Annotated in this window: 25 protein-coding genes, 1 tRNA gene and 1 pseudogene; 8 read left to right on the top strand and 19 right to left on the bottom strand. The window is 52.6% G+C overall.

The features are described from left to right. Positions 1-45: 45 nt before the first annotated feature. Together JFL75_RS01175 and JFL75_RS01170 are read right to left on the bottom strand one after the other, a co-directional pair. The gene (locus JFL75_RS01175; RefSeq protein ID WP_215624871.1) at positions 46-345 is read right to left on the bottom strand and encodes a thioredoxin family protein; all 300 of its coding nucleotides are present in this window, start codon (positions 343-345) and stop codon (positions 46-48) included. Between the two features lie 10 nt (positions 346-355). Then, positions 356-1,360, bottom strand: coding sequence for a permease (locus tag JFL75_RS01170; RefSeq protein ID WP_215624870.1), 1,005 nt, complete (start codon positions 1,358-1,360; stop codon positions 356-358). Between the two features lie 94 nt (positions 1,361-1,454). On the opposite strand from JFL75_RS01170, the gene JFL75_RS01165 reads away from it, so the two are divergent. Together JFL75_RS01165 and JFL75_RS01160 are read left to right on the top strand one after the other, a co-directional pair. Then, positions 1,455-1,979 carry a GNAT family N-acetyltransferase gene (locus tag JFL75_RS01165; RefSeq protein ID WP_215624869.1) on the top strand — a complete coding sequence of 175 codons (525 nt, stop codon included), beginning with the start codon at positions 1,455-1,457 and terminating at the stop codon, positions 1,977-1,979. Continuing rightward, positions 1,967-2,191, top strand: coding sequence for a helix-turn-helix domain-containing protein (locus tag JFL75_RS01160; protein ID WP_215624868.1), 225 nt, complete (start codon positions 1,967-1,969; stop codon positions 2,189-2,191). The genes JFL75_RS01165 and JFL75_RS01160 overlap by 13 nt, the downstream gene beginning before the upstream one ends. Positions 2,192-2,236: 45 nt before the next feature. Here the strand turns inward: JFL75_RS01160 and JFL75_RS01155 are convergent. The 8 genes and pseudogenes from JFL75_RS01155 to JFL75_RS01120 all read right to left on the bottom strand — a co-directional run bounded on the left by JFL75_RS01155 (position 2,237) and on the right by JFL75_RS01120 (position 8,570). Beyond that, a pseudogene (locus JFL75_RS01155) lies at positions 2,237-3,133 on the bottom strand (PDDEXK nuclease domain-containing protein). 315 nt (positions 3,134-3,448) lie between these two features. Beyond that, the gene (locus tag JFL75_RS01150; protein ID WP_215624866.1) at positions 3,449-3,979 is read right to left on the bottom strand and encodes a hypothetical protein; all 531 of its coding nucleotides are present in this window, start codon (positions 3,977-3,979) and stop codon (positions 3,449-3,451) included. A gap of 46 nt (positions 3,980-4,025) precedes the next feature. Next, positions 4,026-4,517: a hypothetical protein gene (locus JFL75_RS01145; protein ID WP_215624865.1), complete on the bottom strand. Its 492-nt coding sequence runs from the start codon at positions 4,515-4,517 to the stop codon at positions 4,026-4,028. Between the two features lie 368 nt (positions 4,518-4,885). Then, positions 4,886-4,958: transfer RNA gene (locus tag JFL75_RS01140), tRNA-Lys, on the bottom strand. A 54-nt stretch (positions 4,959-5,012) separates the two neighbouring features. Beyond that, on the bottom strand, positions 5,013-6,143 hold the full coding sequence (locus JFL75_RS01135; RefSeq protein ID WP_215624864.1) for a PorV/PorQ family protein: 1,131 nt from the start codon (positions 6,141-6,143) through the stop codon (positions 5,013-5,015). 60 nt (positions 6,144-6,203) lie between these two features. Beyond that, on the bottom strand, positions 6,204-7,565 hold the full coding sequence (gene mtaB, locus JFL75_RS01130; RefSeq protein WP_215624863.1) for a tRNA (N(6)-L-threonylcarbamoyladenosine(37)-C(2))-methylthiotransferase MtaB: 1,362 nt from the start codon (positions 7,563-7,565) through the stop codon (positions 6,204-6,206). 7 nt (positions 7,566-7,572) lie between these two features. Next, positions 7,573-8,202, bottom strand: a complete 630-nt coding sequence (locus JFL75_RS01125) for a tetratricopeptide repeat protein (protein WP_215624862.1) — start codon at positions 8,200-8,202, stop codon at positions 7,573-7,575. A gap of 2 nt (positions 8,203-8,204) precedes the next feature. Then, the gene (locus JFL75_RS01120) at positions 8,205-8,570 is read right to left on the bottom strand and encodes a bactofilin family protein (protein WP_215624861.1); all 366 of its coding nucleotides are present in this window, start codon (positions 8,568-8,570) and stop codon (positions 8,205-8,207) included. A gap of 636 nt (positions 8,571-9,206) precedes the next feature. Here JFL75_RS01120 and pta point away from each other — a divergent pair. The 3 genes from pta (at position 9,207) to JFL75_RS01105 (ending at position 12,784) form a co-directional block, all read left to right on the top strand. Next, positions 9,207-10,205: a phosphate acetyltransferase gene (gene pta, locus JFL75_RS01115; RefSeq protein WP_215624860.1), complete on the top strand. Its 999-nt coding sequence runs from the start codon at positions 9,207-9,209 to the stop codon at positions 10,203-10,205. Between the two features lie 3 nt (positions 10,206-10,208). After that, complete coding sequence (locus JFL75_RS01110) at positions 10,209-12,131, top strand: tetratricopeptide repeat protein (RefSeq protein ID WP_215624859.1); 1,923 nt, start codon at positions 10,209-10,211, stop codon at positions 12,129-12,131. An 86-nt stretch (positions 12,132-12,217) separates the two neighbouring features. Beyond that, complete coding sequence (locus tag JFL75_RS01105) at positions 12,218-12,784, top strand: hypothetical protein (protein ID WP_215624858.1); 567 nt, start codon at positions 12,218-12,220, stop codon at positions 12,782-12,784. Between the two features lie 129 nt (positions 12,785-12,913). Here JFL75_RS01105 and JFL75_RS01100 read toward each other — a convergent pair whose 3' ends face one another. The 3 genes from JFL75_RS01100 to cfpA form a co-directional block, all read right to left on the bottom strand. Then, complete coding sequence (locus tag JFL75_RS01100; RefSeq protein WP_215624857.1) at positions 12,914-15,556, bottom strand: putative PEP-binding protein; 2,643 nt, start codon at positions 15,554-15,556, stop codon at positions 12,914-12,916. A 21-nt stretch (positions 15,557-15,577) separates the two neighbouring features. Further along, complete coding sequence (locus tag JFL75_RS01095; RefSeq protein ID WP_215624856.1) at positions 15,578-16,630, bottom strand: hypothetical protein; 1,053 nt, start codon at positions 16,628-16,630, stop codon at positions 15,578-15,580. 68 nt (positions 16,631-16,698) lie between these two features. Beyond that, on the bottom strand, positions 16,699-18,747 hold the full coding sequence (cfpA, locus tag JFL75_RS01090; RefSeq protein ID WP_215624855.1) for a cytoplasmic filament protein CfpA: 2,049 nt from the start codon (positions 18,745-18,747) through the stop codon (positions 16,699-16,701). Positions 18,748-18,953: 206 nt separating this feature from the next. On the opposite strand from cfpA, the gene JFL75_RS01085 reads away from it, so the two are divergent. The 3 genes from JFL75_RS01085 to JFL75_RS01075 are packed head-to-tail and all read left to right on the top strand — an operon-like array spanning position 18,954 to position 22,069. Next, positions 18,954-19,487: a vWA domain-containing protein gene (locus tag JFL75_RS01085; RefSeq protein ID WP_215624854.1), complete on the top strand. Its 534-nt coding sequence runs from the start codon at positions 18,954-18,956 to the stop codon at positions 19,485-19,487. A 33-nt stretch (positions 19,488-19,520) separates the two neighbouring features. Beyond that, the gene (locus JFL75_RS01080; RefSeq protein WP_215624853.1) at positions 19,521-20,498 is read left to right on the top strand and encodes a DHH family phosphoesterase; all 978 of its coding nucleotides are present in this window, start codon (positions 19,521-19,523) and stop codon (positions 20,496-20,498) included. Continuing rightward, the gene (locus JFL75_RS01075) at positions 20,495-22,069 is read left to right on the top strand and encodes a pallilysin-related adhesin (RefSeq protein WP_215624852.1); all 1,575 of its coding nucleotides are present in this window, start codon (positions 20,495-20,497) and stop codon (positions 22,067-22,069) included. The genes JFL75_RS01080 and JFL75_RS01075 overlap by 4 nt, the downstream gene beginning before the upstream one ends. Positions 22,070-22,099: 30 nt before the next feature. Here the strand turns inward: JFL75_RS01075 and JFL75_RS01070 are convergent, their stop codons facing one another. The 6 genes from JFL75_RS01070 to JFL75_RS01045 are packed head-to-tail and all read right to left on the bottom strand — an operon-like array spanning position 22,100 to position 26,811. Further along, entirely contained in the window at positions 22,100-23,095 is a 996-nt protein-coding gene (locus JFL75_RS01070) for an SPOR domain-containing protein (protein WP_215624851.1), read from the bottom strand. After that, positions 23,082-23,447, bottom strand: a complete 366-nt coding sequence (locus JFL75_RS01065) for a hypothetical protein (protein ID WP_215624850.1) — start codon at positions 23,445-23,447, stop codon at positions 23,082-23,084. The genes JFL75_RS01070 and JFL75_RS01065 overlap by 14 nt, the downstream gene beginning before the upstream one ends. Continuing rightward, entirely contained in the window at positions 23,432-24,760 is a 1,329-nt protein-coding gene (miaB, locus tag JFL75_RS01060; RefSeq protein ID WP_215624849.1) for a tRNA (N6-isopentenyl adenosine(37)-C2)-methylthiotransferase MiaB, read from the bottom strand. The genes JFL75_RS01065 and miaB overlap by 16 nt, the downstream gene beginning before the upstream one ends. After that, positions 24,757-25,125 (bottom strand): hypothetical protein, encoded by a 369-nt coding sequence (locus JFL75_RS01055; protein ID WP_215624848.1) that lies wholly within the window; start codon positions 25,123-25,125, stop codon positions 24,757-24,759. The genes miaB and JFL75_RS01055 overlap by 4 nt, the downstream gene beginning before the upstream one ends. Then, entirely contained in the window at positions 25,118-25,936 is an 819-nt protein-coding gene (gene folE2 / locus JFL75_RS01050; RefSeq protein ID WP_215624847.1) for a GTP cyclohydrolase FolE2, read from the bottom strand. Before folE2 ends, JFL75_RS01055 begins: the two co-directional genes overlap by 8 nt. Further along, positions 25,933-26,811: a bifunctional 5,10-methylenetetrahydrofolate dehydrogenase/5,10-methenyltetrahydrofolate cyclohydrolase gene (locus JFL75_RS01045; protein ID WP_215624846.1), complete on the bottom strand. Its 879-nt coding sequence runs from the start codon at positions 26,809-26,811 to the stop codon at positions 25,933-25,935. The genes folE2 and JFL75_RS01045 overlap by 4 nt, the downstream gene beginning before the upstream one ends. Between the last annotated feature and the right edge of the window lie 138 nt (positions 26,812-26,949).

Below are 26,949 nucleotides of genomic sequence, written 5' to 3'. Positions count from 1 at the left end.
CTTTTTTCATAACTTAATAGTTTATGAAAACCCGATATATGGTAGTTATGATTGTTTGTTATCACATCCGCAGGAACAGCCGCTGTTTCCCGGTGCAGAATCTTTGGAAGGCGGATTGGATAACAGCTTTTCAATCTCCGCCGGTTTCAAAAGCTTGCCGGAAGATACCAGCGTTTCATCAATAACCAGGCCGGGGGTGGACAGTATACCGTACTTCATCATCTCTTCCAGATCGGTAACCTTAATCACCTCCGCCTCTTTGCCAAGATTATTCAGGGCCTTCTTTACATTGTCCCCTAAGGCGAGGCAGTTACGGCAGCCTGAGCCTAAAATTTTTATTACCATGGTTCTCTCCTTAAAAAAGTAAATACGCAAAAGCGTTGAATAAATACCCAATGATAATTATTCCCACCGCCACAATACCCACAAAGATAACAAGAAGCTTTGACTTGACTACCCTCTTAAGCATGATAAGGGACGGGAGCGATAAGGCGGTAACGCCCATCATAAAAGAGAGTACTGTTCCCAGTCCCGCCCCTTTGGCAACCAGGGCCTCCGCAATAGGCAGGGTGCCAAAAATATCCGCGTAGATAGGAATACCGATAATAGTAGCCAACGGAACCGAATACCATTTATCGCTGCCAAGAATGGCGGTAATCACCGATTCCGGTATCCAGTTATGGATTACAGCCCCAATACCTACACCAATGAGAATATAGAGCCAGACCTTTTTTATTATATCCAGAACCTGGTCCCACGAAAAAGAGAGCCGGTCTTTTACCGTTAGCTTTTCCTGCTCGGTATCGTTGATTTTGTTATTATAAACAAAGGGTTCAACATACTTTTCCAGTTTCAGCTTACTGATGATGGTTCCTCCGGCGACAGCCAGGACTAGCCCGACAACCACATACGCTATGGCGATTTTCCAGTTAAATATGCTTGCCAAAAGCAGGATAGAAGCGAGGTCTACCAGGGGTGAAGATATGAGGAATGAAAAGGAAACCCCTATAGGAAGCCCGGCGCTGGTAAACCCGATAAACAGCGGGATAGACGAACAGGAACAAAAGGGGGTAACCGTCCCCAAAAGGGCCGCGATTGTGTTCGCGGTTATGCCTTTAAACCGGCCCATGATTTTTTTTGTGCGTTCCGGCGGGAAAAAGCTCTGGATATACGATATACCGAATATCAGCACGGAAAGCAGTATGAATATTTTTATCACATCATAGATAAAAAAATGGATACTGCCGCCAAGCGGGCTTTCTATGCTTAAACCAAAGACTTTCTCAACCAGGAGCCGGACTAAATCATAGAGCCATTGCATTTTAAGCAGCTGTTCATTTAACCAGGAGAATATTGACATCCCTATACCTCATATTTATACTCATCGATATATTTCAATATATCCTTTAAAATAGATAGTTGTCAATATATAAATATGCCAAAAGGAACCTAAAATGACAGTACACATCAGGGAAATGCGGGAAGATGATTGGTCTCAGGTAAGCGCCATCTACAAAGAAGGGATTGAGACAAACCTTGCAACATTTCAAATAGACTCCCCTTCTTATGCTGACTGGGACAAAGAGCATATTTCCGGGGGCCGGTTTGCGGCCCTCAATGATGGAGAGATTATCGGATGGGCCGCTTTATCTCCGGTTTCAAGCCGGTGTGTATATGCAGGAGTAGCGGAAGTTAGTGTATATATCGGCAATCAGTTTCACGGAAAAGGCGCTGGTGCTTTGTTATTGACAGCCTTAATAGACTGGTCTGAGAAAAACGGTATATGGACATTACAATCCGGGATAATGCAGAACAATCCGGCCAGTATCAGGCTGCGTGAAAAATGCGGGTTTCGTATGGTCGGGTTCCGCGAAAAAATAGGGAAAGATCGTTTTGGCGTCTGGAGAAATACAGTCCTGATGAAAAGCGAAGCGAAAACACTGTATAGTAGAGTCAAGAGAGAATTATGCATAAGTTAACGAAAAAAGCGATTGATAAAATAAGCCGCAGGGAAAATGAACTTGGCTTGAGCTATGAAGCTCTTGCCAATAAAGCAGACATTTCCAAAAGCCATCTGTTTTATCTTGAGAACCAGAGCAGCCCGAAGTCTATTGATAATCCTAAAATCGAAACTCTTATTAAACTTGCGGAAGCTCTGGATATTCCCTTCTACAAATTATTCATAGATTGAAATCCCTATTGAACCACCCCATAGGAAAGGAAGGATTCATAGGATTCACTTCCGATTATCCAATTCCGCTTCTATTTCCTCGATAGTCGGTAACGATGATTTAAACTCATCCGGCAAGTGCTGAGTGATAGAGTATTCGCTCACCCCTATTGGCGTATTGATACCTTTGAGTGAATATTCAACCACAGTCTTTTTCTTTGACTTACAGATAAGAATCCCAAGGGTAGGATTGTCCGCCTCAGTCTTCATCAAGGAGTCAACAACGGCTATATAGAAATTGAGCTTTCCGGCATATTCCGGCTTGAATGATGTCGCTTTTAATTCAACCACAACATAACAATGGAGCTTGGTATGGTAAAAGAGCAGGTCAATGTAAAAATCAGCCGCTTTGCGGCTGGTTCTGTTAGGAATGGATTAAATGGCGGAAAGACTTCCGCCTTGCGAATCATCACCTTCAACGGAAATCTTCTGCTGATGACCTATAAACGAAAAACCCGCGCCCAGTTTCAATAAAAAGCGGGTAACGTGTTCAAGAAGGGCGGATTCAAGTTCCTTTTCATCATGCTTTTCCCGAAGGTTGAGAAAGTCAAAATTGTAGGGATCTTTAATTGTCTGGAGGGTTAAATCAGACTGCGGCTCAGGCAGACTGGTTTTAAAGTTCGTTGCAGCCTTCCCTTCCCGCTGAAAAAGCTGTCCTTCAATATGATGAACAATGACGGCTCTGGACCAGTTATTCTCAATTATCTTTTGAACATAAAACAGGGCTTCCTTATGGTCTTTAATCTTGCTGGTAATAACCATATTATGTCCCCAGGGAATTTGCGCTACAAGTTGTAGCGCAATTGGTAATTGGTCAGCAACCTGCTGACCAATTATGTGCTTTGACCAGAATAAATACCACTGGCGGATGTACTTTAAATTGCTATGTGAAAAGCCTTTCATATCAGGAAATGTCTTTTGTAAATCCCGGCTCATCTGTTCAATAAAACCATCGCCGGAACCGTCACCCACGAGGAACTGTACGAAACCAGCACGTTCTATAAAACGATGTAGGAAAAGTCCCGGAAGATCAGCCATTGAAAACTCACATCCTGATAGTACAACGCCGGGAGACAATACCGGATTCAAAGTCATCAGACTGCCGAAAATCCGTATCGCGGGCGGGGAAATCCGGTACAGCGATGAAGCCCTAAGATTTCGCCATGACCTTTACCGGCGCTGAAGCGTTGAACTACGCGGAAAAAATAGCGGACATAACTACAGGAGATCCTTTACGCACTTGGCGATATCAAAAAACAGATTCTCCACAACCTGCTTATCCAGATACTCCGGGGTGCTGTTGGTAAAGACATCCATCTTCGTATTCAGGTAAAACCCTTTGTAATAAATGATTATTGTTTCATAGGTATTGATAAAAACCATATCCGCCGCCGCAGCCTCTGCAAGTTCGGTAAAGAAGGTACGGAATGAATACGAAGACGCGAGAACGGAAATTTTCCGTGCCAAATCGAATTTAACGGGGATTAAGCCGTTGCTTTGATTTTGCGGCCCAATATGCAGATAGATCCCTTCCAGGTACACCTGGAAGTCCGGCTGTATTTTTTCCCGGATACGCTCTTCCGGCGTTTTTTCTCGTGTATAAGGGGTAATGATTTCCCGCCATATACATTCATCGATATCAAAACGGAGATACAGGGGAACATACCCATCCAGGCTTGAGAAATCCGTTTCACGGTAGGAACGGGATTTAAGAAAGTCGATCATACCGGGAATACCGGCTTCTTTCATATACACAACGTACCCGTACCCGTATCTGAGGTCCGGCGGTGTATATTCATCCCCAGAGGTGTTCAATGTAGCGCGCCCCCGTTTGTTCTATTTCTATCCGTTCTTCCAGACTGACCTTCTCGTCCTGGGAAATAATATGGTGATAAGCTCTGCCCCGCATGTACAGAACAATGATATAATTATTTTCCGCGTACAGCCAGGTATATACAGCTCCCAGTTCATGGCTTATGTCCTGAAAAAACCGCTTGACCGAAGGGGAATCCCGGAACACCAGGCTCATGCTGCCGGTTACGGCGGTGAACCGAAAATGATCCATCCCGTCCCCGGCGGGCTCTACCTGGTAACGGATACCGCCTATCTTTATATCCCGGTTGTTCCGTATATAGGTCTTTTTATCGAACATCTCCTCAAGTACGCCAAAGCGGTAATACCCCTGCTGGTACCGGAGGGTCTCCCAATCCGCTGGAAAGTTGATTCCGATCTCATCGCCGAACTGGATAGGTCTATCGTCCGAATGGGCACGCAGATATGTGGTCACCAATTCCCGCTTTCCCTCCGGTAGGATAATATTAAAATGCGAATTAAGCCCCATATTTCCTCCCCGTAAATGATACAGTATCACAAATTGAATCCGGGATATATGACGGTCAGCGGTATGGGACGTGTCATGGAAAGACAGAGGGCAATACTCATATTCATCATAAGAATCCGGCTGTTTCCGGACATGGATTTCTGAAGGAAGTGTTGCTGCTCCGGATGGATAGGCGGAAATAATAAAGGCGCATTTCCTCTCCTTTGGTACACTTATTAGTACACAGGAGGAAAACACGCCTTTTGTTGTGGTGGTGTTTACCTACACATCTTCATAATGTCTTATCCCATAAAGGGATAAAAGATCGTTTTTTCTGAGCCGCGATGGATTCGAACCATCGACCCACGCCTTAAAAGGGCGTTGCTCTACCTACTGAGCTAGCGGCCCGGGTTGACTACACAATACCGGAAATTCGGGTTTTACGTCAATAGTTTTTGACTTTTAATATCTGAAAAGCAGGCCAAAATCCAGGGCATACACCGGTTTGCTCCCCGGTTCCTTGCCGAATTCCCTTCCTCTAATAGCGAAATCGAGCTCCATAAAACTCAGATCCAGCCCAAAACCCACCGAAGGCAGAGCATCGGTTACGCCCAAACGGAGGCTCAGGATTTCCAGGACCGTCATTTCCGCCCCTATCCCAATGTTCAGAATCGGGTTGCGGCTCAAATCCGAGAAAAGGTCGGTAATATCCCGGTAATCCAGGAGCAAAGTCAGATTTGAAACATACCGGTTCATTGTTTCCGAAGTCACTTTGTAGGAAAATCCGATATTCAGCATCCGTTTGACCGTGCCGTATTCTCCGGATTCCGTTGGGCTGCCGCCGTCAATAAAATCATCGAAAGAGCTGTAGGTGCTTATAAACGCCGGAGAGTACACATCGTGGCACACCAGGGACGCTCCGAAACGTTCACGGAACACATACCGGATTCCCAGATCAAACCCAAAACCCAAGGTTGTACTGAACGGCGAGGCAAAGGGGTCCTCCAGCAATGATTCCGCCGCGAATATCGAAGTCTCCATGTTTAAGGTGGCGCGGAAAAAGCCTTTCCCTAAAAAGCCGAGGTCAAGTACGTGGGAATTCCGGTCAACAACCCTGAATGAATACCCTGCGACGAGAAGTATTTCCTCTGATACCACCGGCCGTATTTTCGCGCCCGTCACCGTAGCGTCCGCCGTGGTTCGGTTGAAAAGCGCCGCCCCGATTCCCTTACCGACCCAGCCCAGTGCGATAGGGCCGCCGATGTCGAGTCCCGCGGCAAATCCGTTGGATCCCGTAACTCCCGAAATATCAAGATCATCCGGAGACTGAAGCGCCAGATCAATGAGCTCAAAAACCGGGCCGTAAACGGAAACACTGATTTCCGCGGCGCTGAACTGCTTTTCAATTCCCACAAAAGACGCGGGATTGAGAAATAACCCGTAAAAGTCATCCGCCAGCGCGGCGTGCTGGCCGCCCATGGCGGCGTACCGTGCGCTGGGCATAGTAAAGGGCGCGATATCAAGGCCAAAAAGGGAAATGCAGCAAAAAAATGATCCGATTGAAAAAAGCACGATCTTTGCGCAACGGCCCATGGGTTACCTCTGAGCCAACAGTATACCACGTATATGACAATCGTCAATTCCGCCGGGAAATCAGGGCAGCAGAACAGCCCGGGCGTCGATACGGTCCCCCGCACCGCCGGCAGCCCCCTTCCAGGGCCCGGCGATCCGGCATAATACCCGGGTTCCTCCGGGAGGCGGCGATTCATCTGTCGCCAAAAGCACCCGCAGGTAATTATCGGTTATGCCTGAACACTGATTGGGTCCGGGGGACGCCCCCTTTTCAATGATTGCCCCCGTCACCCTTCCCGCTGAACGGCGGATATAGTCCTTCCGGCCCTTTGACCCCAGGGCAATGAGCCGGGAAACTCGTTCCGAAGCGGTCTTTTCCGGCACGGAATCGGTAAATTCGTACGCTTCGGTACCGGGCCTCGGGGAATAGGGAAACGCGTGGATCCAGGAAAAATCGAGCTCTTCGCAGAGTTCATAGGTATCCCTGAATTCAGCCTCCCCTTCCCCGGGGAAACCGCAGATAATATCGCAGGCGATAAAGGGATCATCCTTGACGGCCCGGATCTGTTCCGCGGTCCGCCGGATATCTTCCGGGCCGTAGGACCGGCGCATCCGCCGGAGAACATCGCCGTTCCCCGACTGTACCGAGAGGTGGAAATGGGGCTGCACCCTCGGGTGCGCTATGGCCCGGATAAAATCCGGGGTTACCCCGTTGATTTCGGTGGAGGAAATCCGCAGGGCAATCCGTTCCGTATTGCCGATCAGGTACTCAATGAGCCCCGGCAGGAGCAGGCCGCCGCTGCGGTACTGGTTAATATTTATCCCGGTCAACACCGCTTCAGCGTATCCCCGTTCCTCCAGAATCCTGAGCCGCCGGAGCGCTTCTCCGGCGTCCAGGGAAATACTGCCGCCCCGGGCAAGCCGCACCCGGCAGTAGGCGCAGGCATTGCTGCACCCATCCTGTATTTTGAGGGAAGCCCTTGAATGGAACGAAAAATCCTCAGCGTTAAAGCGGAAGGCGTCCTCCCGGGGCGGTTCCAGGGAAGATGCCAGCCAGTCATTTAGTATCAGGGAGAGCTTATCCGGTGAATTGCCCCAGTCCCGGATGTATGCCGGCAAATCGAGGAGAATACTTTTACGCCCGCCGGGAATTACCAGAAGCCGTTCATCCGCAAGGCTCCTGATCGACGCTCCATCCAACTGGGCGTAGCACCCGGTTACGATAACCCGGGAAGCGGGATTTTCCTTAAGAATTTTCCGGATTACGCGGCGGGCCTTTTGTTCAGCCTTGGAAGTGACCGTACAGGTATTGATTATGTTGATGTGGGCGCCTGAGCCCCAGGGCAGCAGCGTACAGCCGGCCTCGGTGCAGGCCGCGGCGATGGATTCGCTTTCAAGCTGGTTGAGCTTACATCCCAGGGTAAAAAAGGATACGGAAATCATCGCGGATTCAGCGTGAAGCCAGGGCTCTGCGGGTCCGCTCGAGTCCGCGGCGGGCATCGGAAAGCTGGGAATTGAGGGACAAGGCCCGTTCATACGCCGCAACCGCCGAATCGAGTTCCCCGGCGTTTTCCCGGGCGTAGGCAAGCCTGGTCCACCAATCCGCCTGTCCCGGCAGGTAATGGACCGCCGTGGACAGGGATATATCGGCATGGCGGAAACGGCCGAGGCGTATGTATATTTCACCCATATAATAATATACCGTATCGATCCTTCCGCCCTCCGGAGAAAGGTTGATGTATTCCTGAAACAGCTGGAGCGCTTCGCTGTTGCGCCCCTGGAAGTAATTGGCCTCCCCCAGGATTTCGATTATCCGGGGATCGTACCGGCTGATAATTCTGCCGGCCCGGCCGTACCGTTCGGCTTCCTCATAGCGGCCCAGCCGGATAAGGCTCCAGCACATAACCACGTGGGAATCAAGGTTATTCGGGTTTTCCCGGATTTCGTCGGTGCAGATCGCGACGGCCCTCTGGAAATTCCCGCTCCGGTATTCCTGGAGCGCGTCGGGCCGTACCTGGGCGTATACCACGGGCGCCGCGGCAAGGAGGCACAGTAAAAACCAACTCCGCCGGATTTTCATAATTATTCCGAAACCGCCCGTCTGGTCATATTGCACTGGCCGTTAAAGATACAGCCCGTTTCCATAAATACCTCCGGCGCCGTTACATTGCCGACGAGTTTTCCCGTGATGGCAATCTCGACCTTATCCGCGGCGGTTACGTTTCCCGTAACAGCCCCCCGGATTATCACTTTTGACGCATGAATATCAGCATCCACCACGGCTTCCTCATCGATCACCAGCAGCCCTGTGGCCCGGATTTCCCCGGAAACCCGCCCCCTGATAAGGAAGGGTTTATCAAAACTCAAGGTTCCGGAAAAATCTATATCAGAAGAGAGAATTGTGTCAAAATCCTCATCTTCCAGCATATCATTGTTTACATCGGTCATCTCATTCCTCCGGAATCAATATATCAATTATCGGCATTGCAGGTATTTTCCATAAAAACGCAGGCCAGAAACTGCTTCCCCATAAGGGTACCCGCCCCGGCAAGTCCGCGTCAAGGTGGGGGAGCACCGAGTCTCTCAAGCCGGAAAGCACCCGGTGAATACCGGTGCCGCGGGGCCTGTCATAGCGCAATGGGTTTGGCTCCTCAGCGGCCTTCGGCCTCGAAAGTCGCTCAAACCCATTGCGCTATGCCACCCGGCGTTACCATCACGGCCCGGATGCTTTCCGGCTCAACCGGCTCGGCGCTGCCCCGGGCTGGAGGGCTGCTCCCCCTCGCTTCAAACCTGCTTCGCAGTTTTTCCGCTACCCCCACTTCGGGTCCCCCGGTCAGCGGAACATCCCGTAATAGGTCTATACCTTACTCGAACAGTGTCTCACCACCCGGCACCCCGAAAAGCCAGGGAACCTGCAGTATACAGAGCAGCGGCACAGAAGCATGGTGCCGGGTTTACTGACGCAGATGCCCTGGTACCCCAGCTTGCGTCTAATCCGAGAACAGGGTATTCTTTATTTGCATAATAAAGAACAAATTTACAGTATCCGGGGTAACAGCCGGGTACATGGACAAGGAGTACAACATGGATTTCGTAAAGGACATGATGGACAAGGCCCGGTCGATGCAGAAAATGCTGGTTCTCCCGGAAGGAACCGAACCGAGGACCGTAAAGGCCGCCCGGATTCTGGTGGACGAAAAACTGGCTTCCTCGGTGACCCTTATCGGAAAAGAATCGGAAATCCAAACCATCGCTTCCCAGGAAGGGGTTGTGCTGGATGGAATTGAGCTGATCGATCCGGAATCATCGGGGGATCTTGGAAAATACGCCCAGGAGTATTACGAGCTGCGGAAACACAAGGGCATGACCCCGGAGCAGGCAAAAATCGACATGACCGCTCCGCTCCGGTTCGGAGCCATGATGGTCCGTCTCGGCGACGCCGACGGCATGGTTGCCGGCGCGGAAAGCACCACCGCCGATGTACTCCGGGCGGGGCTTGCCATTATCGGGACCACCCCGGGCTCAAAGACGGCATCATCCTGTTTTGTCATGCAGACCCAGGATAAAAAATGGGGTGTTGACGGAGCGCTGATTTTTTCGGACTGCGCCGTGGTGCCCGATCCCACCGCGGACCAGCTCGCCGAAATCGCCCTGTCGGCGGCGCAGTCCTGCCGGGAATTTCTCAACGCCGAACCCGCGGTGGCCATGCTTTCATTCTCTACCAAGGGGTCCGGAGGAGACCATCCGGATGTGGTAAAAGTACAGGAAGCCCTGGCGGCGGTAAAAGCCAGAGAACCCTCTCTCAAGGTTGACGGAGAACTCCAGGCCGACGCGGCTCTGGTTCCTTCGGTTACCGACAAAAAAGCCCCCAACAGCCCCATCAGAGGTCTGGTAAACACCCTGGTATTCCCTGATCTCGGCGCCGGCAATATCGGGTACAAGCTGGTGCAGCGCCTGGGCAGCGCCGAAGCCTTCGGACCGTTCCTCCAGGGTTTTGCGAAACCAATCAGCGACCTTTCCCGGGGAGCATCGGTGGAGGATATCGTTGTTACCTCCGCGGTAACCCTGGCCCGGGCAAAATAGACCGTGGCTGCATCCGGAGGTGCGGAACGGCTCAGGGAAGCGGTCCAGGCTGGGGTCCGCCGCGACTATACCGCGGCGGCGGCTATTCTGGAACAACTGATCTCAGAAACCGACGCACCCCCTGAGGTCTATCTCTTTTTAGGCCGTTCACTGCATGCCCTGGGAGAATATTCCAGGGCGGCGGTCACCTTCCGGGACTATATACGGTTAGTTCCCCGGTCCTATCTCGGATATTTCTTCGCGGGGAGAACCTACATAAGTTTGGGAATGCCCGGCAAGGCTGTTCCGCTGCTTCAGAAAGCACTCTCCAAAAAACCGAAAGACCCTCAGATAATGGCCATCCTCGGGGTGGCCTACCTTAAATCAAAACATTCATTGCAGGCAGTGGAAAGCCTGGAAGCCGCGGTCCTGACGGATCCCGATAACAAACGGATTTACCGGGCCTATCTCAACGCCCTGTTCATACGGGGCATCAGGCTGATACGGTCGGGCAATCCCGGGCTGGGCGCGCAGATGCTTACCTTTGTTCTGGACAACGGTGTCGATATCCCCCTGCTCCGGATCGAACTCGGCAGGGCCTACCGCGACATGGATATGCCCGAAGAAGCCTTGGAACATTTTTCCGTCGCCGTTGAATACGCACCCCGGGATCCGCGGCTCCGATGGTACCGGGCTTCGGTTCTTATGGCCATGGACCGCAGCGGCGACGCTCTGGAAGAAATAGAACGCATCCGTTCCCTGGACGGCGACCTTCCCGATCTTCCGTGGAACAGCGAACTCATCGACCAGTATATCATCACGTCGCTTATGCAGGACCGCCAGTGGAGAAAGGCCGCCGATGCCTGCCGTGAGTGGATAAAATACCGCGGACCGGACCCGGAGATCCACGGAATATACGCCGAAGCGCTCCGCAGTCTCGGGGAATTCCAGGCCGCCCAGAACCATCTCAGCCGGGCCCTGGAACTGGCTCCGGAAAACCTGTCCCTGCGCTACGCCCAGATGGCTGTATCATGGGAAGCCGGGGACAGTAAAACCCTTGGGAAGGCCATTCAGGCGGCGGTCCGTCTGGACGGCGACGAGGATCTCATCACCAAATATTCTATCCTCTATGAATCGAAAAACAGTGAGGATCTCACCACGGTTCTAACCCTATTACAGGACGGTGTCCGGGCATTCGGGCCTGATACCGATCTCATGTACACCCTGGGTGAACAGTACCTCAAAGTGGGTTTTATCGATGAAGCCGCGGGCTGGTTCAGAAAAACCCGGGAAACCGAAACAAGCCACCAGCGGTCGTATTTGGGTGAGATCGCGGCTTTCGAAGCCCTCGTCCTGGAGGGCAGCCGGAAGGACCGGGGAAACCTTAAAAAAAGCTATGTGCGCTACCTTGCTCTATGGCCCGACAATAGGACCATCCGCCGGGAATACGCGCTGTTCCTTATCCATGTCTGCGAGTTCCCGGAAGCGGCGGCGGAACTGGAAACACTCCTGGCCCGGGAGCCTGCCAATCCGACCCTGCGGCGGGTTCTAGCCTATGCGTACAGAAAAAGCGGGCGTTTCCGGGACGCGTCGGTGCTGCTCAAAGGGCTGCTCAAGGAACGCCCCAAGGATACCGGGCTGCTTCTGGAATTTACCGGATGTCTCGAACGGGCGGGTTCTGTGTACTACGCGTCTCTGGTGCTGGAAAAAGCCATGCCCCTTTTCAAAAAATCCCCGGATATTCCCCTTGCCCTAGGCATGCTCTACTTCCGGGATAAAAAAATTGAGGCTGCCTTTGATATGCTCCGGGAATCCGCCGGCCGGGATACCGGTGATCCCCGGCCCTACCAGTGGATGGCCGCGATTGCCCGGCAGCACGGTACCGCCGGAGATGCCGCCCAATATGAATATGAAGCGAAAAGACGAAAAAACTCGGTAAAAAAGTAAAAAAGAGGTTGAGAAATAAGATAAAAAGTCTATAATAGGGACAGTACTGAGTAATTTCAATATAAACAAAGCTGTGGGGGAAAAAAATGGCCGTTAAAGCAATGGATTTGTTCGAAGCATATACCCAGGATAAATTACCAAAAGACCAGGGATACATCGTTTCATCATTTTTTGCGGAAAATACCGCCTATTCCAAATACGAAATCGTATCATATTCAGGGGTAAAATCAATTTATCCCACCGAAGAGGGACTCACCTTCCAGTCCAACGGGAAGAAAATTCATGTCCTGGTGGAACCCATGTCCTATAACTACAAGAGCATGGAGCCTTATGTCAGAAACACCGAGGACCAGATCCCGCTCCGGTTCAGCGAACTGGATATCGTCACCGCGAAAAACCAGACCCGGGTGATGATGGCGAAAAACCCGATAGAATCATTCTCCTCGTTTACGATTTTAAAGCCCACGGGGATCAACTTCGCCCTGGTGTTTTACCACCTGCCGGATCTCTTCGAAACACTTACCATGTTCTTTGAAAAAACCTTCAACAAGGAAGCCGGTATACCCCAGGCGGATGCCACGAAATGCGCGAAACACCTGGTAGACACGGTTAAAAAAACCATGGATTTTAAAGGGGATTTTGTTTCCGGCTGATACACGCGCGGGATAAACGCATACGGAGACCGGCTTGTACGCCGGTCTTTTTTTATCCCGGCGGAACAGCCGCAGGGGCAGCAAAAAGCCCCGGCCTGCTGACCGGGGCTTTGAATTATTGTTTGCCGTTTACTTTCCGGCTTCGGCTTTTTCCAGCTCCGCCTGGGCAACCGCCAGGAGCGCTATGGGAACTGAATAGGATGAACAGGAAACGTAATTGAGCCCCGCGTCCATACAGAACCGGACATTGCCGGGGTTTGCCCCGTGCTCACCGCAGAGACCGCAGACGAGATCCGGCCTGGTAAGCCGGCCCCGTTCAACCGCCAGGGCAATCAGTTCCTTTACCCGGGGGTCAAGGGTACTGAAGGGGTTTCCGATGATGAGATCAAAGAGGGTATAATCCGGCATAAACCCGGTAAAATCATCCCGGGAGATTCCCAGGGTCGTCTGGGTAAGGTCGTTGGTCCCGAAGCTGAAAAACTGGCCGTATTTGGCAATATCCCCGGCGCCGAGGGCAGCCGCGGGAAGCTCAATCATGGTACCGATCTGATACGGGACAGCCTTGGCCTTCTTTTCGGCCCGGAGTTTCTCCTCCACATCCACAATACCGGTATACGACGTACCTTCGATTTTCTTGCCGTAGGCGATAAGTTTGAGCTCCGAGGAGTTCATTACGATGGGAACCATGATTTCCGGGCGGACGTCCACCTTCTCACTCTTAAGCTTGTAGACCGCCTCAAAAATAGCCTGGACCTGCATGGCGTAAATTTCCGGGTAGGATACGGCGATCCGGCAGCCCCGGTGCCCGAGCATCGGATTGAATTCTTCCAGAGAATCAATCGCGGCGACGATATCCGCCTTGGCAACCTTCGTTTTCTTGCTTTTTTCAAGATATTTGATAAACGCGGTAAGCTCATCGTTATTATGGGGAAGGAATTCGTGCAGAGGCGCGTCCATAAGCCGGATGGTAACCTCTTTGCCGGCCATGGCCTTAAAAATGCCGTAGAAGTCGTTCCGCTGCATGGGCCGGAGCTTATCCAGGGCTTTTTTGCGCTCCTGGGGAGAATTCGACAGGATCATCTCCCGGAACACATTGATCCGTTCCGCTCCGAAGAACATATGCTCGGTGCGGCAGAGCCCGATGCCTTCGGCGCCGAAGGACAGGGCCAGGAGAGCGTCCTTGGGGCTTTCCGCGTTTGCCCGGACATGGAATTCCTTGATAAAGGATTTGGTTATCCCGATGAACTCCAGGAGTCCCGATTCACTGGGATTGGGCTCGATCAGCTTTGCGGTTCCGAGATAGACCGTGGACTCCCCGTAATAGGGAACGTTTATGGTGATATAATCCCCTTCCGAAAAACTGATGTTTCCCAGGGTAGCCTTTTTGCCTTTGATCGACATGGCCGGGGCAACCAGGGAAACCTTGCCGTACTGCCGTGCAACCACCGAGGCGTGGGCGGAGAAGCCCCCTTCGCAGGACAGAACCCCCGTGGAAACCTCGATAGCCTTAACATCCTCCGCAAAGGTTGAAGGCATAACCAGGATAAACCGGTCGTCCTCCCCTTTCTGCATGGCCAGCTTCCGGGCTTCCAGAAGTCCGTCGGTGGTAAAATACGCCCGTCCGATGGCGGCGCCGGGAGCTCCGGCAATGCCGCCGCTCCAGTTTTTTAGCCCCTTGATACTGGGGGTATCGATAATCGGATGGAGTATCTCATTGAGCCTGAGGGGCTCGATTGCCTTAACAACGTAGGCGTTGTCAACGATTTTACGTTTTGCCAGATCCAGAAGCAGCCGGATATCGGCCTGGGTCGATTTCTGGTCCACCAGGCGCTGCTCTATGAGCCACAGTTTTCCGTTTTCCACGGTGAACCGGACCTGCCGTATTTCCTTGAATCTGTCCTCCAGGGTCCAGGCGATACGCTGGAGTTCCTTGAGATGGTTCGGTCCGATTTTCTCTATACCCTGGCCGGTGGCGCCGATTTCGTTGAATTTCTCCCGGTAGAATTCACCCTGTAGTTTTTTCTCGCCGGTCACGACATTGCGGCTGAAGAAATTGCCCGAGCAGGAATCTTTGCCGTAGTTGCCGTACACCATGGGCTGAATCATCAGAGCCGTATCACGGTCGTTCTGGTCATCCATACTGAGAAGCTTTGAGATTTCCTTTAAGGTCAGCATAAGCTGGCCGTCGGCGGAATCAAAGTACCCCGAGGGAAGGAACGGAGCGTACCGGTCCATGATTGCCTCCGCGTCCTTTGACGGGCGGTCGGAACTGATTTCCTTTCCAAGGGCCTTGAGCTGGTCGAGAATTTTCTTTCGTTCCGCGGTAAGGCCCTTGAATTCCATGATCTGCTCTTCTATTTTGAGCATCCCCCGCACCAGAAAGAGCACCTCATTGGCGGCGAAGGTTTTTCCGACCCATTTGGCGAAACCCGGGATAGTCGGTTTCACAAGGCCGAAGTTGTGCAGAGTTGGATAATTCGAAACCGCCAGATTAGAAGAAATAACTATTTTGACGAGCATGGGGTTTTCAGGGTCCCCGTAGGATTTTCCCACGATACCGGCGCATTTATCCAGCATCTGCTTGATATCTTTTTTTATATCCGTTTCATCGAGATCAGCGGCAAGCTGTGAATCAATGATAAAGCCCGGGAGGATAGGAAATCCCAGTTCGGCAAATTCATTTGCCTGACGGCCCCGGATACCGAGCAATTCGGGGTCTATTTTTTTGGGAATCACATCTATCTGACTGAAAAAATGAATATTTTTATCCATAGCAGTACCTTTCCTTATGAATCAGAATAGTTTCAATACGTTATTAACAGGGCCATGGAGGAATGCTTCAAATTGATGGCTCGCTCCCTGGATAAGATAACGCTGCAGTTTTGCCACATCCTTTATATCCGTGCCCGCCACGGCGAACTGAATAGAACTGCCGTGTTTGACCTTTCCCCATTTAAAGAGTGAATTTATATCGAGGATGCGTTCTCCGTCATAATAGATGTATACTTCCAATTGAGGGTATTTTGCTTTGTAACTGGCTACTATTTTCTTCCAGGCTTCGACATTTCCGTTATGGAACAGTTCATTCTGGACTACCACTGAGTACATGGGAGTCATCCTGACCGGTCCTTTCGCAACCGGTGCGGGGGCCGCGGACGTTACCGCGGGTGCCGCCACCCGGACAGTTTCCTTAATTTTAGCCGCCTGAACGGCGGACCTGCCGCTGCGGACGGGACGTTTCGGCGCCCGGACGGGCGCTTTTTTTACCCTGGGAGCTGCTGTTTTGGGTTCCGGGGTCTTTTTCAGACTTTTTACCGTAAAATTGCCTTTATACAGGGCCGGTGAAATTTTCGGTTTCTGCCCTTCGAACAGCTGCGCCGCCGTTTCGGCCGCTTTCTGGCACAGTTCATCAGCGGGCTTGTTCGCTTTTCCGGCGTAGATAACCAGGAGCTCCCGTTTTCTGAGAGCCCCGAAGGAAGCCAGCTCCTCGGGCATCTTGGGGTTTGCCACAAGAAGGCCCATATCAGGATGCTGATAGGCAACGACCAGATCCACGGCTTTCCATTTGACGAATTCCTGGGACAAAGCGGTAGGATCTTCAATCACCGATGAAAGGTTAGTTGAAAACGCTTTATACCCGAGTTTATCCACCAGGAGTATCCGCAGCAGGAGTGCTATGCGGTCGCCGCTGACTTCCTCATCCCCGAGCTCAAACAGCAGATCCGCAAGGTTCTTATTGACCCCCACGGACTCAATTATGCTGATTGTCTTTTTTATATGCCGCACTGCAGAGTTGAATCCCGCCCGGGTGGAAAGCACTTCAAGATTGGTCATGTCCTTAGTCATATTATTTTGGCCTCCTAGAAAAAACGCCCCCGAAATCGGGGGCGTTTCGGTTACAAACCGATTATGTATTAGATTTCCTTAAGAGCGCTGCCCCCCCGGCGGCTGCTTCCGGATTTCTTGGCGGCGCTTTTTTTAGCGGGTTTGGCGTCTACCATTCCGCCTTTGGCGCGGCCTTTCTTAGCCGGGGCTGCCAGCGCCGGAGCGCTGATGCTGGCGGAGCTGTCGGTGTTCAGCATATCGAGATACGCCTGTCCGGCACCGCCGGCCTCCCCTTCGCCTTCCGCGGGCATTTCCGAGAAGGACTGGTTGATGTCCTGGCGGACCGTGGACCGGCGCCGGCTGAAGGACGCGAACGCCGCATCCTGGAATCCCTTGGAAACGCCGTGGAGGAACTCATTGAGTACGTTGGCCATCGCGTCCAGGGTAGCCTTTTTCCGCTTGATGGAGGTGATGTCCACATCCAGAAGCAGTCCGGGCTGAATGTGGTAGGGATTGATCATGTAGTCAAACTTGTAGTAATCCCGTTCCAGGTTGCTTAACCGGTCTTCCATAACACGGCGTTCGATGGGGTACCGGTAATCGTACATACCCTTCATCTTGTTCCGCATCAGGATGATGCGCTGGCGGAGCCGGTCTTTTTCGTAGAGATAGGTCCGGTTCATCCGTTCAACTTCGGTTTCGGCGGCTTTCACGAAGGAAATCTCGTCCCATACCTTGGCAATATCCTCGTACATGGGTTCGCCGGATTTTTCCTTGATAAGCTTGCGGATCCGTTTTTTCTTCTTCGCCGCGAGGTCTTTGTAATCGGTTACGCCGAACATGGGCTTATCATCCTCGTAGATGACTTCCAGGATGTCCCAGAGGTGCCCTACTTCGGTTTCAAAGCTCTTCATCTGCACATCGTAGGCTTTCCGTTCCTCAATCAGCTGGGCATTGTCGTAATACCGCATTTTGATTGAATACCGTTCGTCCGGAAGATGGGCGGTATCGGTTTCCTCATATTCCCGGATGATGAGTTCCCGGGCGTTTTTAAGGTTTTCGATATACTGGTACCCCATTTTGGAGGTATCCAGGATGGAGGTGATGGAGTTGATGGCAGTGTTGAATCCCCGGTTGCGGATATTTTCCATATCGATAATCTTTTTAAGATTTTCCCGGATGTTCAGCTGATCAAAGGTTTCGGGATCAATTTCCGCCCGGAGGTCGGCGATCCGTTCCATAAGGTTTTTGGCGATGATGCCGTAGCGCTTGGATTTGGGATCATCGATCTTGTCGTCGGTGTAATCCTCAATCTTGTTCATCTTCTTGAAGATGATCTCGCTGTCCGACAGCTCTTCCAGCCCCTGGTCGATGCGTTCATCCTTCATCTTCTCGATTTCCTTGTCCAGGGAATCGATGATGTATTTGGAAAGGAGATCCTTGATAAGGAATTCAACGGTGGACTGGTAATGGAAAATAGGGCTGATCAGTTCGGAATCGAGAATGTTCACAGAAAGCTTAACATCGGTAACCGTCTTGGGTTTGTTGAGGTTGTCTTTGAATGAACATTTAACAATAGAATAGGCGTTTTCGCCGCGGATAAAGGCACCGGTATCGGTTTTCTGCCGGAGCAGGCTGTTGGTCAGGTTTTCCAGGTCGTTGACGCCCCGCTGGATGTGTCCCTGCAGGTGGCCGTACATATTGACCATGGATTTTTCGATTTCGCCGGTGTTGAACTTATCGGCGCCGCCGACCTGATCCAGGAGGTCCGCAATTTCCTTAGGAGTATACCGGGCAAGGACCTTGGTTTCTTCCTTGTCAATATAATTACGGATCTTCTTTACCATTTCATCTTCACTCGTTACCATGTAACGGTTGAACATGTTCTGATAATTCTGATTGAAGTAATTATACAGTTTTTCCTTAAGGCCGCCCATTACATCGAGGCGTTCAAGGACGTCCTTCGGCAGTCTGGCGGTAAGATGGTGAAGAACCTTATTAGTTTCTTCCTCGAGAAGCTGGTTAACTTCTTTTTGCTGATCACGGTATTCCTGTGCGAGTGAATTCCTCGAACCTACGGCACTCGGCTTTTCCGGGTGAAACACATTAGGGCTCTTGGGCAGGTCAATGGCTCCCATATCCTTGGCTCCTTTCAAAAAAAATTATTGCAGATACTTATAGTAATTAATATCTCATATCTTAGCAATATCCACAAAAGAATGTAAAGTCTTTTTTATTTTTTTTGCAGAAAATTGTGTTAAACTTTGAAAAATATGGTAATATGATGAGTATGAAGACTTTTTTTCCGTCAAAAAAAATACTTTTTTTCCTTTGCATTTTTGTAATGTATACACAATCCGCCTATTCCGCCGACAACCGGACCGAATCCGTGGACGTTTATTTGATTTTCGACAGTTCCGCCGCAATAAATAACAGCAAAGACGCCGCAATTAATTGGGCTGCTACCGTTATTATCGGCGATTTGCTTCAAAATGGTGATAATTTAAACATCTGGACCGTTTCCGAGCGGCCGGAACTTATTTTTTCCGGGACAATCCGGGGGGATGATGAAAAAGCCGGAGCCCGGGACGCGCTGCGCGCCATCAAACCCGCGGGGGGCACCGCCAACTATGCCGCGGCTCTGCGGGAAGCGGACCGGCGGCGGGAGCAAACGTCCCAGGGACGTATGGTGTATACCCTGCTCATAAGCGGCGGCGGGGTTATCGCCGCCTCCCCGGCTCAGGAACAGGATTTATCGGGCCTGCTGCGGTATGCTAAAATTGACGACTTTCCCGGATGGAAGGCCATGGTTATCGGACTGGGCCTTGATGCACAGGTGCGCAACGCGGCAGTGGCTTACATGAATGCCGTAAAGTAAATATACTACCTCAGGGAGTTATGGTAGATTGGTATGATGCAGAAGGCACTGGATTTCATTAAAAAATATAAATCTTTTATTTTAACCACCCATGACAACCCCGACGCAGACGGACTTGGCGCAGAGATTCTCCTAAAAGATGTCCTCGAAAAAATCGGAAAACAGGCGGTTATCGTAAATCCGGCTCCGGCCCCGGAGCGCTTCAAATTTATGATACCCAAAAAATCAATGTTCGCCTGGGATGAGTCAAAGCGTAAACAGCTGCCTGAAAAGGCGGTCATGATCATTCTGGATACTTCCGACGAGTTCAACATCGGAAAAATCTCCGATGAGGTCCTCCCCTTTGTGGAGAAGGTCCTGATAATCGACCATCACGAACTCAATCCTCTGTCTTCCCTGGACGGGTACGTGGACAGCACCGCTTCGTCGACCTGCGAGATGGTGGCGGAAATCGCGGAAAAGTTTAAAGTTACCATTGAAAAATCCTCCGCCGTGGCGGCTTTTACCGGGATTGTGTACGACACCGGGTCCTTTGCCTACGCCAAGACCAGCGCGCGGACCTTTAAGGCGGCAATTCTGCTGGCGGAAGCCGGGGCGGTGCCCAATATTATTTACGAAAAACTCTACGAAAGTTCCTCCACCGGGGCGCTCCTGCTGCAGCAGCGGGTGCTTTCAACGCTGGAACTCCTCACCGACGGCCAGGTAGCCGTTCAGATACTGAGAAAAGAGGATCTGACCATTACCGGGGCGACCGTTGACGACGCGGAGTCATTCATCAACATCCCGCTGAAAAGCCGGGATATCAAAGTTTCAATTCTGATCAAAGAAAACCACCAAGGCCCGGTCCGGTGTTCACTGAGGTCCAAGGGAAGCGTGAATGTTTCCAAAATCGCCCAGTTTTTCAACGGCGGCGGCCACGCCAGGGCGGCGGGTTTTAGAAGTGATGTCGGTATTGAAGAGACCCTGAACAACGTAATGCAGAAGATAAACGCCGCATTAGGAAAAACATGACCGGAAAAGCCACAAAAATTCTAACTATTTCTGTTTTTATAGGGGCGGTGTTCGCTATAATCGGGCTTATCGTCTATCCGCGGATTTCGACAGACAAACAAAACCAGGAAAACCGCCAGAGCAGGGTAATTATTCCCCAGGCCATGGCTTCCGATGAGGTCTACAGTTCCGGCAGCACCGCTGAGCGGATGGCCTACGAAGACGATATTTCGTCAAAGGTTGCCCTCCGGGAAGGCGAAAGCCTCGTTTCGGTGCTTTCCCAGAATTTCGACGCCGACCCCCAGGAAGAACAGGTGATCGCCTACCGGAGGCTCACGGAAATCGAGAGTCCGGTATACATTTCATATATTGATTACGACGAGGTCCAGGGCGGATACCGCCGGATCTGGGAAACGCCCACCGCCGTGACAAAACCCGGTACATTCAGCATGTTTACCCAGGATATGGTGGGGGACCGGAGCATCTGCCTCATCGTGATGGGCATGAACAGTGCCGGGGAGCATACCCTCACGGTTCTGCAGAAAAGCCGGGCGGCGGCGGCCGAAGCCGGCGAGGAGGAGCCGGCTTTTATAAAAATCGCGGAACTCCACGCCGACGGGTCTCTGGCGATCAATGAAACCGGACGGAGCACCGCTTACCAGCTGGGTTTATCCAGCGGGGAAAGTTTTACCATACTGTCATACAGCAGGGATTACGAGTCTTCCAATATTCTGGACCAGATTGAAACCACCTACCGGTACAATCCGGTAAACGGCCTGTATGAACAGCAGCGGGTGGCCCGGATCCCGGGGACCCAGATAGAGCAGCGCCAGGTCCGGGAACTGCTGAGCGGTTCCGCGGATAAATTCGAGCATTTTATTGACGGCCTCTGGTATTACGTAAGCCCCGAGGGGACCCTGGACCAGCGGCAGTACATTTATTTTGACCCCGACAACCGGGAGATTATCTTTTTCGCCGACGAAACCCAGCAGGTCTTCAGCTGGCACAATTCCAGCCCTACCCGCTACGGACTGTATATCTCAAGCCAGAATATTTCCGTCACCACCCTGCGCCGGTTCCTGGAAATCGAACTGGCCACCCTGGAAAGCATCAGGGTCAAAGTTTCCGAGGATGTGCGCCTGAAAATAGGGGTCAGCGCCCCGTGGAACGGCACCTACCGGAAGGCCGGTATCGCGGAGCTGAGGAGCCCCGCGGAGCAGACGCCGGTTCCGCCCTATATCAGCTCAGAATACGATGGCTCCATCGGGAAAATGGTTTTCAGCAGCGACGGAACCTATGAACTGCATACCGGCGCTCTGGTACAGCGCGGAAGATACACTTTTTTCATGATGGGCTCTATAGAACTGCTGGAACTGCGGCCGGAGAATATCGCGGGCCTGACCCGGGATGTATACCGGGTTGAGCGGCCCGGAACCGGGCAGGAAGATGACCGCGGAACCGCGGGTGACCTTACCCTGACCAGGGTAAGGCTGGGAACCCGGGGGATTCAGGATCTCCATGAAGCCGCCATTTCACTGGCCAGGGTCAATACCGGGCAGGAAAACCGGGAAGATACCGGAAGCGGTTCCTGAGCCGGCCGGAAGCGACAAACCCCAAGAAAATCAGAAAACAGGAAATGATTCGAATCCCGCGTCCTTAAGCCGGAGCAGGGTCTCGTTGTAGTCCCTGCCCGGAGGGGTCGTAACCGCCCAGTACCGGTTATTGTTTACCAGCCGCTCCGATACGGACGCGGTGAATCCCGCTTCGGTGAGCCGGGCCGCCATGGCTTTGGCGTTCTCTTCCCTGCTGTAGAGCCCTACCTGGAGAGCCTGGGGACCGGCGGCGGCCGGGGATGGTTCTGGTGCCGGTGGCTGGGCGGCGGCGGGCCCGGCGGAAGCCGTTGTCTCCGGGGGCTTTTCCGCGGATGGAGCGGAAGGAACGGGCGTTCCCAGGGTTATGCTGTCTCTCCCGGGAAATAAAATAAGCAGCGCCCCGGGGGCGGCGCTTACCCGGTCATTCTGGGAATCCGCCGCCGCGATGGCTTCGGGGCTCCGGGGGTATTCCCGGAGGAGTTTCGTTTTATAGGATTCGTTACCCGACACCACCCAGAGCAGATAATAGGTCATGGATTTCTGGTCTTCGTAATCGGGATCATCGAGAAATGAAGCCAGGGCTGAGTGGTCACCGCTTTTTGTCTGGAAGGCCTCTACCTGGGCGCCGAGATACCGGGCGGTGAGCAGATTCCCCCGGTCACGGCCGGTAAGGAGAACCGCTTTAACTCCCGCCTCGGCCTTTCCCCATTCACCCAGGGCCATAAGGCACCGGACCGCCGACAGAAGAGCCCCGTCATCCCGTTTGCCCTGCTCGGCGTAGGCCGCGCCGGACCACGCCTCCGCGGCGCCTTCTATGTTGCCGGCAGCCTGGAGAAGCCGGGCGATGCGTTTATACGCGTCCCGGCGGTCCGCCCCGGACGAAGCGCTTCCCTCCAGAATTTTTTCAAGCTCCTGGATCTCGGACGCGAACAGTTTCGCTTCCTGGCCGGAAAGGACAGAAAAAGGGATAATCCCAAGGATGAGGACGGCGGCAAAACGGATTTTAAAAAACCTAATCAATCCCATAGGAACCGTCATCGAGTTCGGTAACTTTTATGGAATCATCTTTCTTCTTCCGGCCCTGTTTTTTCTTATCTTCCTTAGAAATGTTCAGTGATTCAAGGGTATCGGTCTTCGGAGAGTCAATGGTTTTTGCTTTGGCGGATTCCCTGGGCTGTTTTTTCCTGCGCTGGGCTACGGCAAAGGGAATCGCGCAGAGCATGCCCAGGACAAAGGCGGTAAAGGCGGTAAGATACACCGGCACGTTCTGGACAACCGTAAACCCGAAGGATATATTGCAGCTGTTCTCCAGATTAAATCCTATGAATACGAGAAAAATCCCGCATAACAGTATAATTCCGATCAGTCGCCAGGGCATAATGCTAACTCCTTTGCGCGGAAGGTATTTCCCCGCAGGGACGACAGGGTCAGTTCGGCAAAGGATCCCACCTGGGAAAGACTGCCGGGAACCGCCACCATTTCGTCCCGTTCGGTACGGGCTATTAATTCATCGGCATTTTTCCGGGAAATTCCTTCAATAAGAACGGTCTCCCGGGATCCGATACGTTCCTTTAATAATTCTAATGTGTGCCCTTTCTGCAATTCAATAACCCGGCCCAGGCGCTGCCGTTTAATTTCTTCGGGGATACGTCCGGGAAGATCGCAGGCAGCGGTCCCTTCCCGGGGATTATAATGGTACATATAGGAATACAGGAATTTAACCCGCTCCATGAGATCCAGGGTCAGTTCCAGGTCTTCCTCGGTTTCTCCGGGAAATCCCACGAGAATATCCGTGGACAGGGATATCCCCGGCATGGCCTCCCGGACTTCCGCAACAAGGTCGAGGTATTTTTCCCGGGTATACCGCCGGTTCATGGCGCCGAGGATGGCGTTTGACCCGTGCTGTACGCACAGATGGAGATGCCGGCAGAACAGGGGATTGTCCGCCATTACCCGGATGGCCCGGGAGGAAAGATCCTTCGGGTGGCTTGAAAGGAACCGTATCCACCGGATAGGGAGCTTTCCGCACTCCTCCGCCACCAGTTCCAGTAGGTCAGGAAACTCCAGGGAAGGCCCCTCCCCGTCCCATTTATAGGAATTGACATTCTGCCCCAGGAGGGTAATTTCCCGGACACCCCGTTCCGCCAGGAGGCGGATCTCACGGACAATGGACTCCGGTGACCGCGAAATCTCCCGGCCCCGGACGTACGGAACGATGCAGTAGGAACAGAAGTTGTTGCATCCGTGCATTATTGGAACGAATGAACGGAACTGGCCGTCCTCAAGATGGGATGATGAAAATGAAAAAACCGGCGCTTCATCGGAAGGAACAAAGGCCCTGCCCTGCTCCGCCGCCGCCAGGATCTGCGGAAAAACCGAACGGGAGGCAGTGCCCATGACGTAGTCCACCGCGGGGTTCCTTTCCCTGAGGGACTCTCCCATCCGCTGGGCCATGCAGCCCGCCACAATCAGGGTGAAGGGTTTCTGCTTTTTCAGGGCTCTGTACAGATCGAGCCGGCCCATGACCCGTGTTTCCGCGGTTGCCCTGACGGAACAGGTATTGAGCAGCACCAGGTCGGCGGTTTCTCCCGAGGGGGCTTCGGTCCATCCCCGTTCCTTAAGCACCAGCTGAAGCGCCGCGGATTCGGCGGTATTCATCTGGCACCCATAGGTTTCGAAAAAAAAAGTCACGTCCGGGCCTTGAGGCCTCTGATGAATTTGATACCGTTCCAGATACCTATGCCGAGGAGACCTACAACACCGACGGTAAGGAGGCCGCCGGCGATTCCGCTGAATATCGGTATTTTTGAAAGGATCCCCAGGGCGCCCGCAGCGGTTATGACGAGACCAGCTTTCCGGTCACCGGGATCCTTGGAAAGCAGCGCCCCTATACCGACGACACCCACAACGGCTCCGGCAACAATGCCGACCACCGAGGGCAGCGCCTTAACGATCAAAAGGGCGCCGCCGCCGATAAGGCCGGTAACGGCGGTAACTCCCTGCCGGGCGAGTACTTCCCGGGGAACGTAATCTTTCTGGGGGATAAGATCATTCATGGTTTTCTCCTTCTGGGAAAGACTCTCCGTCCTTTCCCGCCTGCGGATCGTACATGGCGTACGCAAACGCGCTGTGATTATGGATGCTTTCGAAATTTTCCGCCTCCACTGAAAAGCGCGGAAACTGTTCGAGCTCCTTTATTTTAATATACACATCCCGTACCAAATCTTCAACAAACTTCGGATTGTCATAAGCCGCCTCGGTGATGAATTTTTCGTCCTCCCGCTTAAGCAGGGAATAAACCGGGCTGGACGCGGCGTTTTCGACAATGGTGATGAGGTCCTCTATCCAGAAAAAAGGCCCCAGCTCAACCTCAACAGTGACGATTCCCCGCTGGTTGTGGGCGCCCCGGTCGCTGATCGCCTTTGAACAGGGGCAGACCGTGGTTACGGGCACGGCAACGCTTACGGTAAAGTGCTTTCCGTCGGATCTGACAGAACCGTGGTACCGGCATTCGTAGGAAAGCATCCCCGGCAGCCCCGAGACAGGGGCTTTTTTCTCGAGAAAATAGGGAAACGCCACCGTTCCGAAGGCCGATTCCGCGTCGAGTTCCCGGCGGATATCCCGGAGCATTTCCAGGAACCGGGGCATGGAAATATCGTCCTTATGACGGTGAAAGATCTCGATGAAGCGGCTCATATGGGTTCCCTTGAAATGGTGGGGGAGATCCGCGAACAAATCGACCTTGGCGGTGGTGTACTGCACCGAATTAACCTTGTCCAGAACCCTGATAGGATACTGCAGGCCCTTGACCCCGACTTTTGCCAGGGGAACGTCCCGCTCGTCGGCCTGATTCTGTATATCGATCATTTCCCCGCGGTCCCTTCCGCCGAATCGAGCACATTCTGCAGCAGCATGGCAATGGTCATGGGTCCCACCCCGCCGGGAACCGGCGTTATGTACCCGGCTTTTTCGGAAACCGCCGCAAAGTCCACATCCCCGCAGAGCCGGTATCCCCGCTTCGCGGCGGGATCCGCCACCCGGTTTACCCCGACGTCGATAACCGCCGCCCCTTCCCGCACCATATCGGCGGTAACGAGCCCCGGAGAGCCCGCGGCGGCAATGAGGATATCCGCCTGCCGGCAGTGGTACGCCAAGTCCCGGGTTCCCGTATGGCACAGGGTGACCGTAGCGTTGCAGTCCTTCCTGATCATGAGATTTGCCAGGGGTTTTCCCACAATATTGGACCGTCCCAGGATAACCGCATGGGCGCCCTTAGTGGGAATCGCCAGTTCCTTGAGCATAACCAGGACACCCCTGGGAGTACAGGGAAGAAATCCGGGCTGCCCCAGGACCATGTTGCCCACGGAAACCGGGTGAAATCCGTCAACATCCTTGCCTGGATCAATGGCGCGGATGATGTTATTCTCGTTTATATGCCTGGGAAGGGGCAGCTGGACAAGGATGCCGTGGACCGAATTATCCCGGTTGAGACCGGTAATCAGATCCAGAAGTTCCGCCTCTCCGGTATCCCCGGAAAGACGGATATCCCGGCTGGCCATTCCCGCTTCCGCCAGGGCTTTTTCCTTGGCGGTAACATAAGAAATACTGGCGGGGTCCTCCCCTACCAGGACAACCGCCAGACAGGGATGTACGCCCCGGTCCCGCAGCAGACGGGTTCTGTCAGCGGCAGCGGTTCGCTGTTTTTGGGCAATCGTTTTTCCATCTATTATTATCGCTGCCATAATTCCTCCGGTACCGTGGTATGGCTCCCGGTATTTCCGGCAGCCGCAGTAATTATTTATACCATAAGATAGTAACCAAAGCCTATGGATCTATGTTCTATAGTTAAATAATTGAAATTATTTAGTTATTTTCGATTG

Source organism: Breznakiella homolactica (genome assembly GCF_016616095.2).
GTDB lineage: Bacteria > Spirochaetota > Spirochaetia > Treponematales > Breznakiellaceae > Breznakiella > Breznakiella homolactica.
This window is presented reverse-complemented; position numbering and strand designations above follow the sequence as displayed.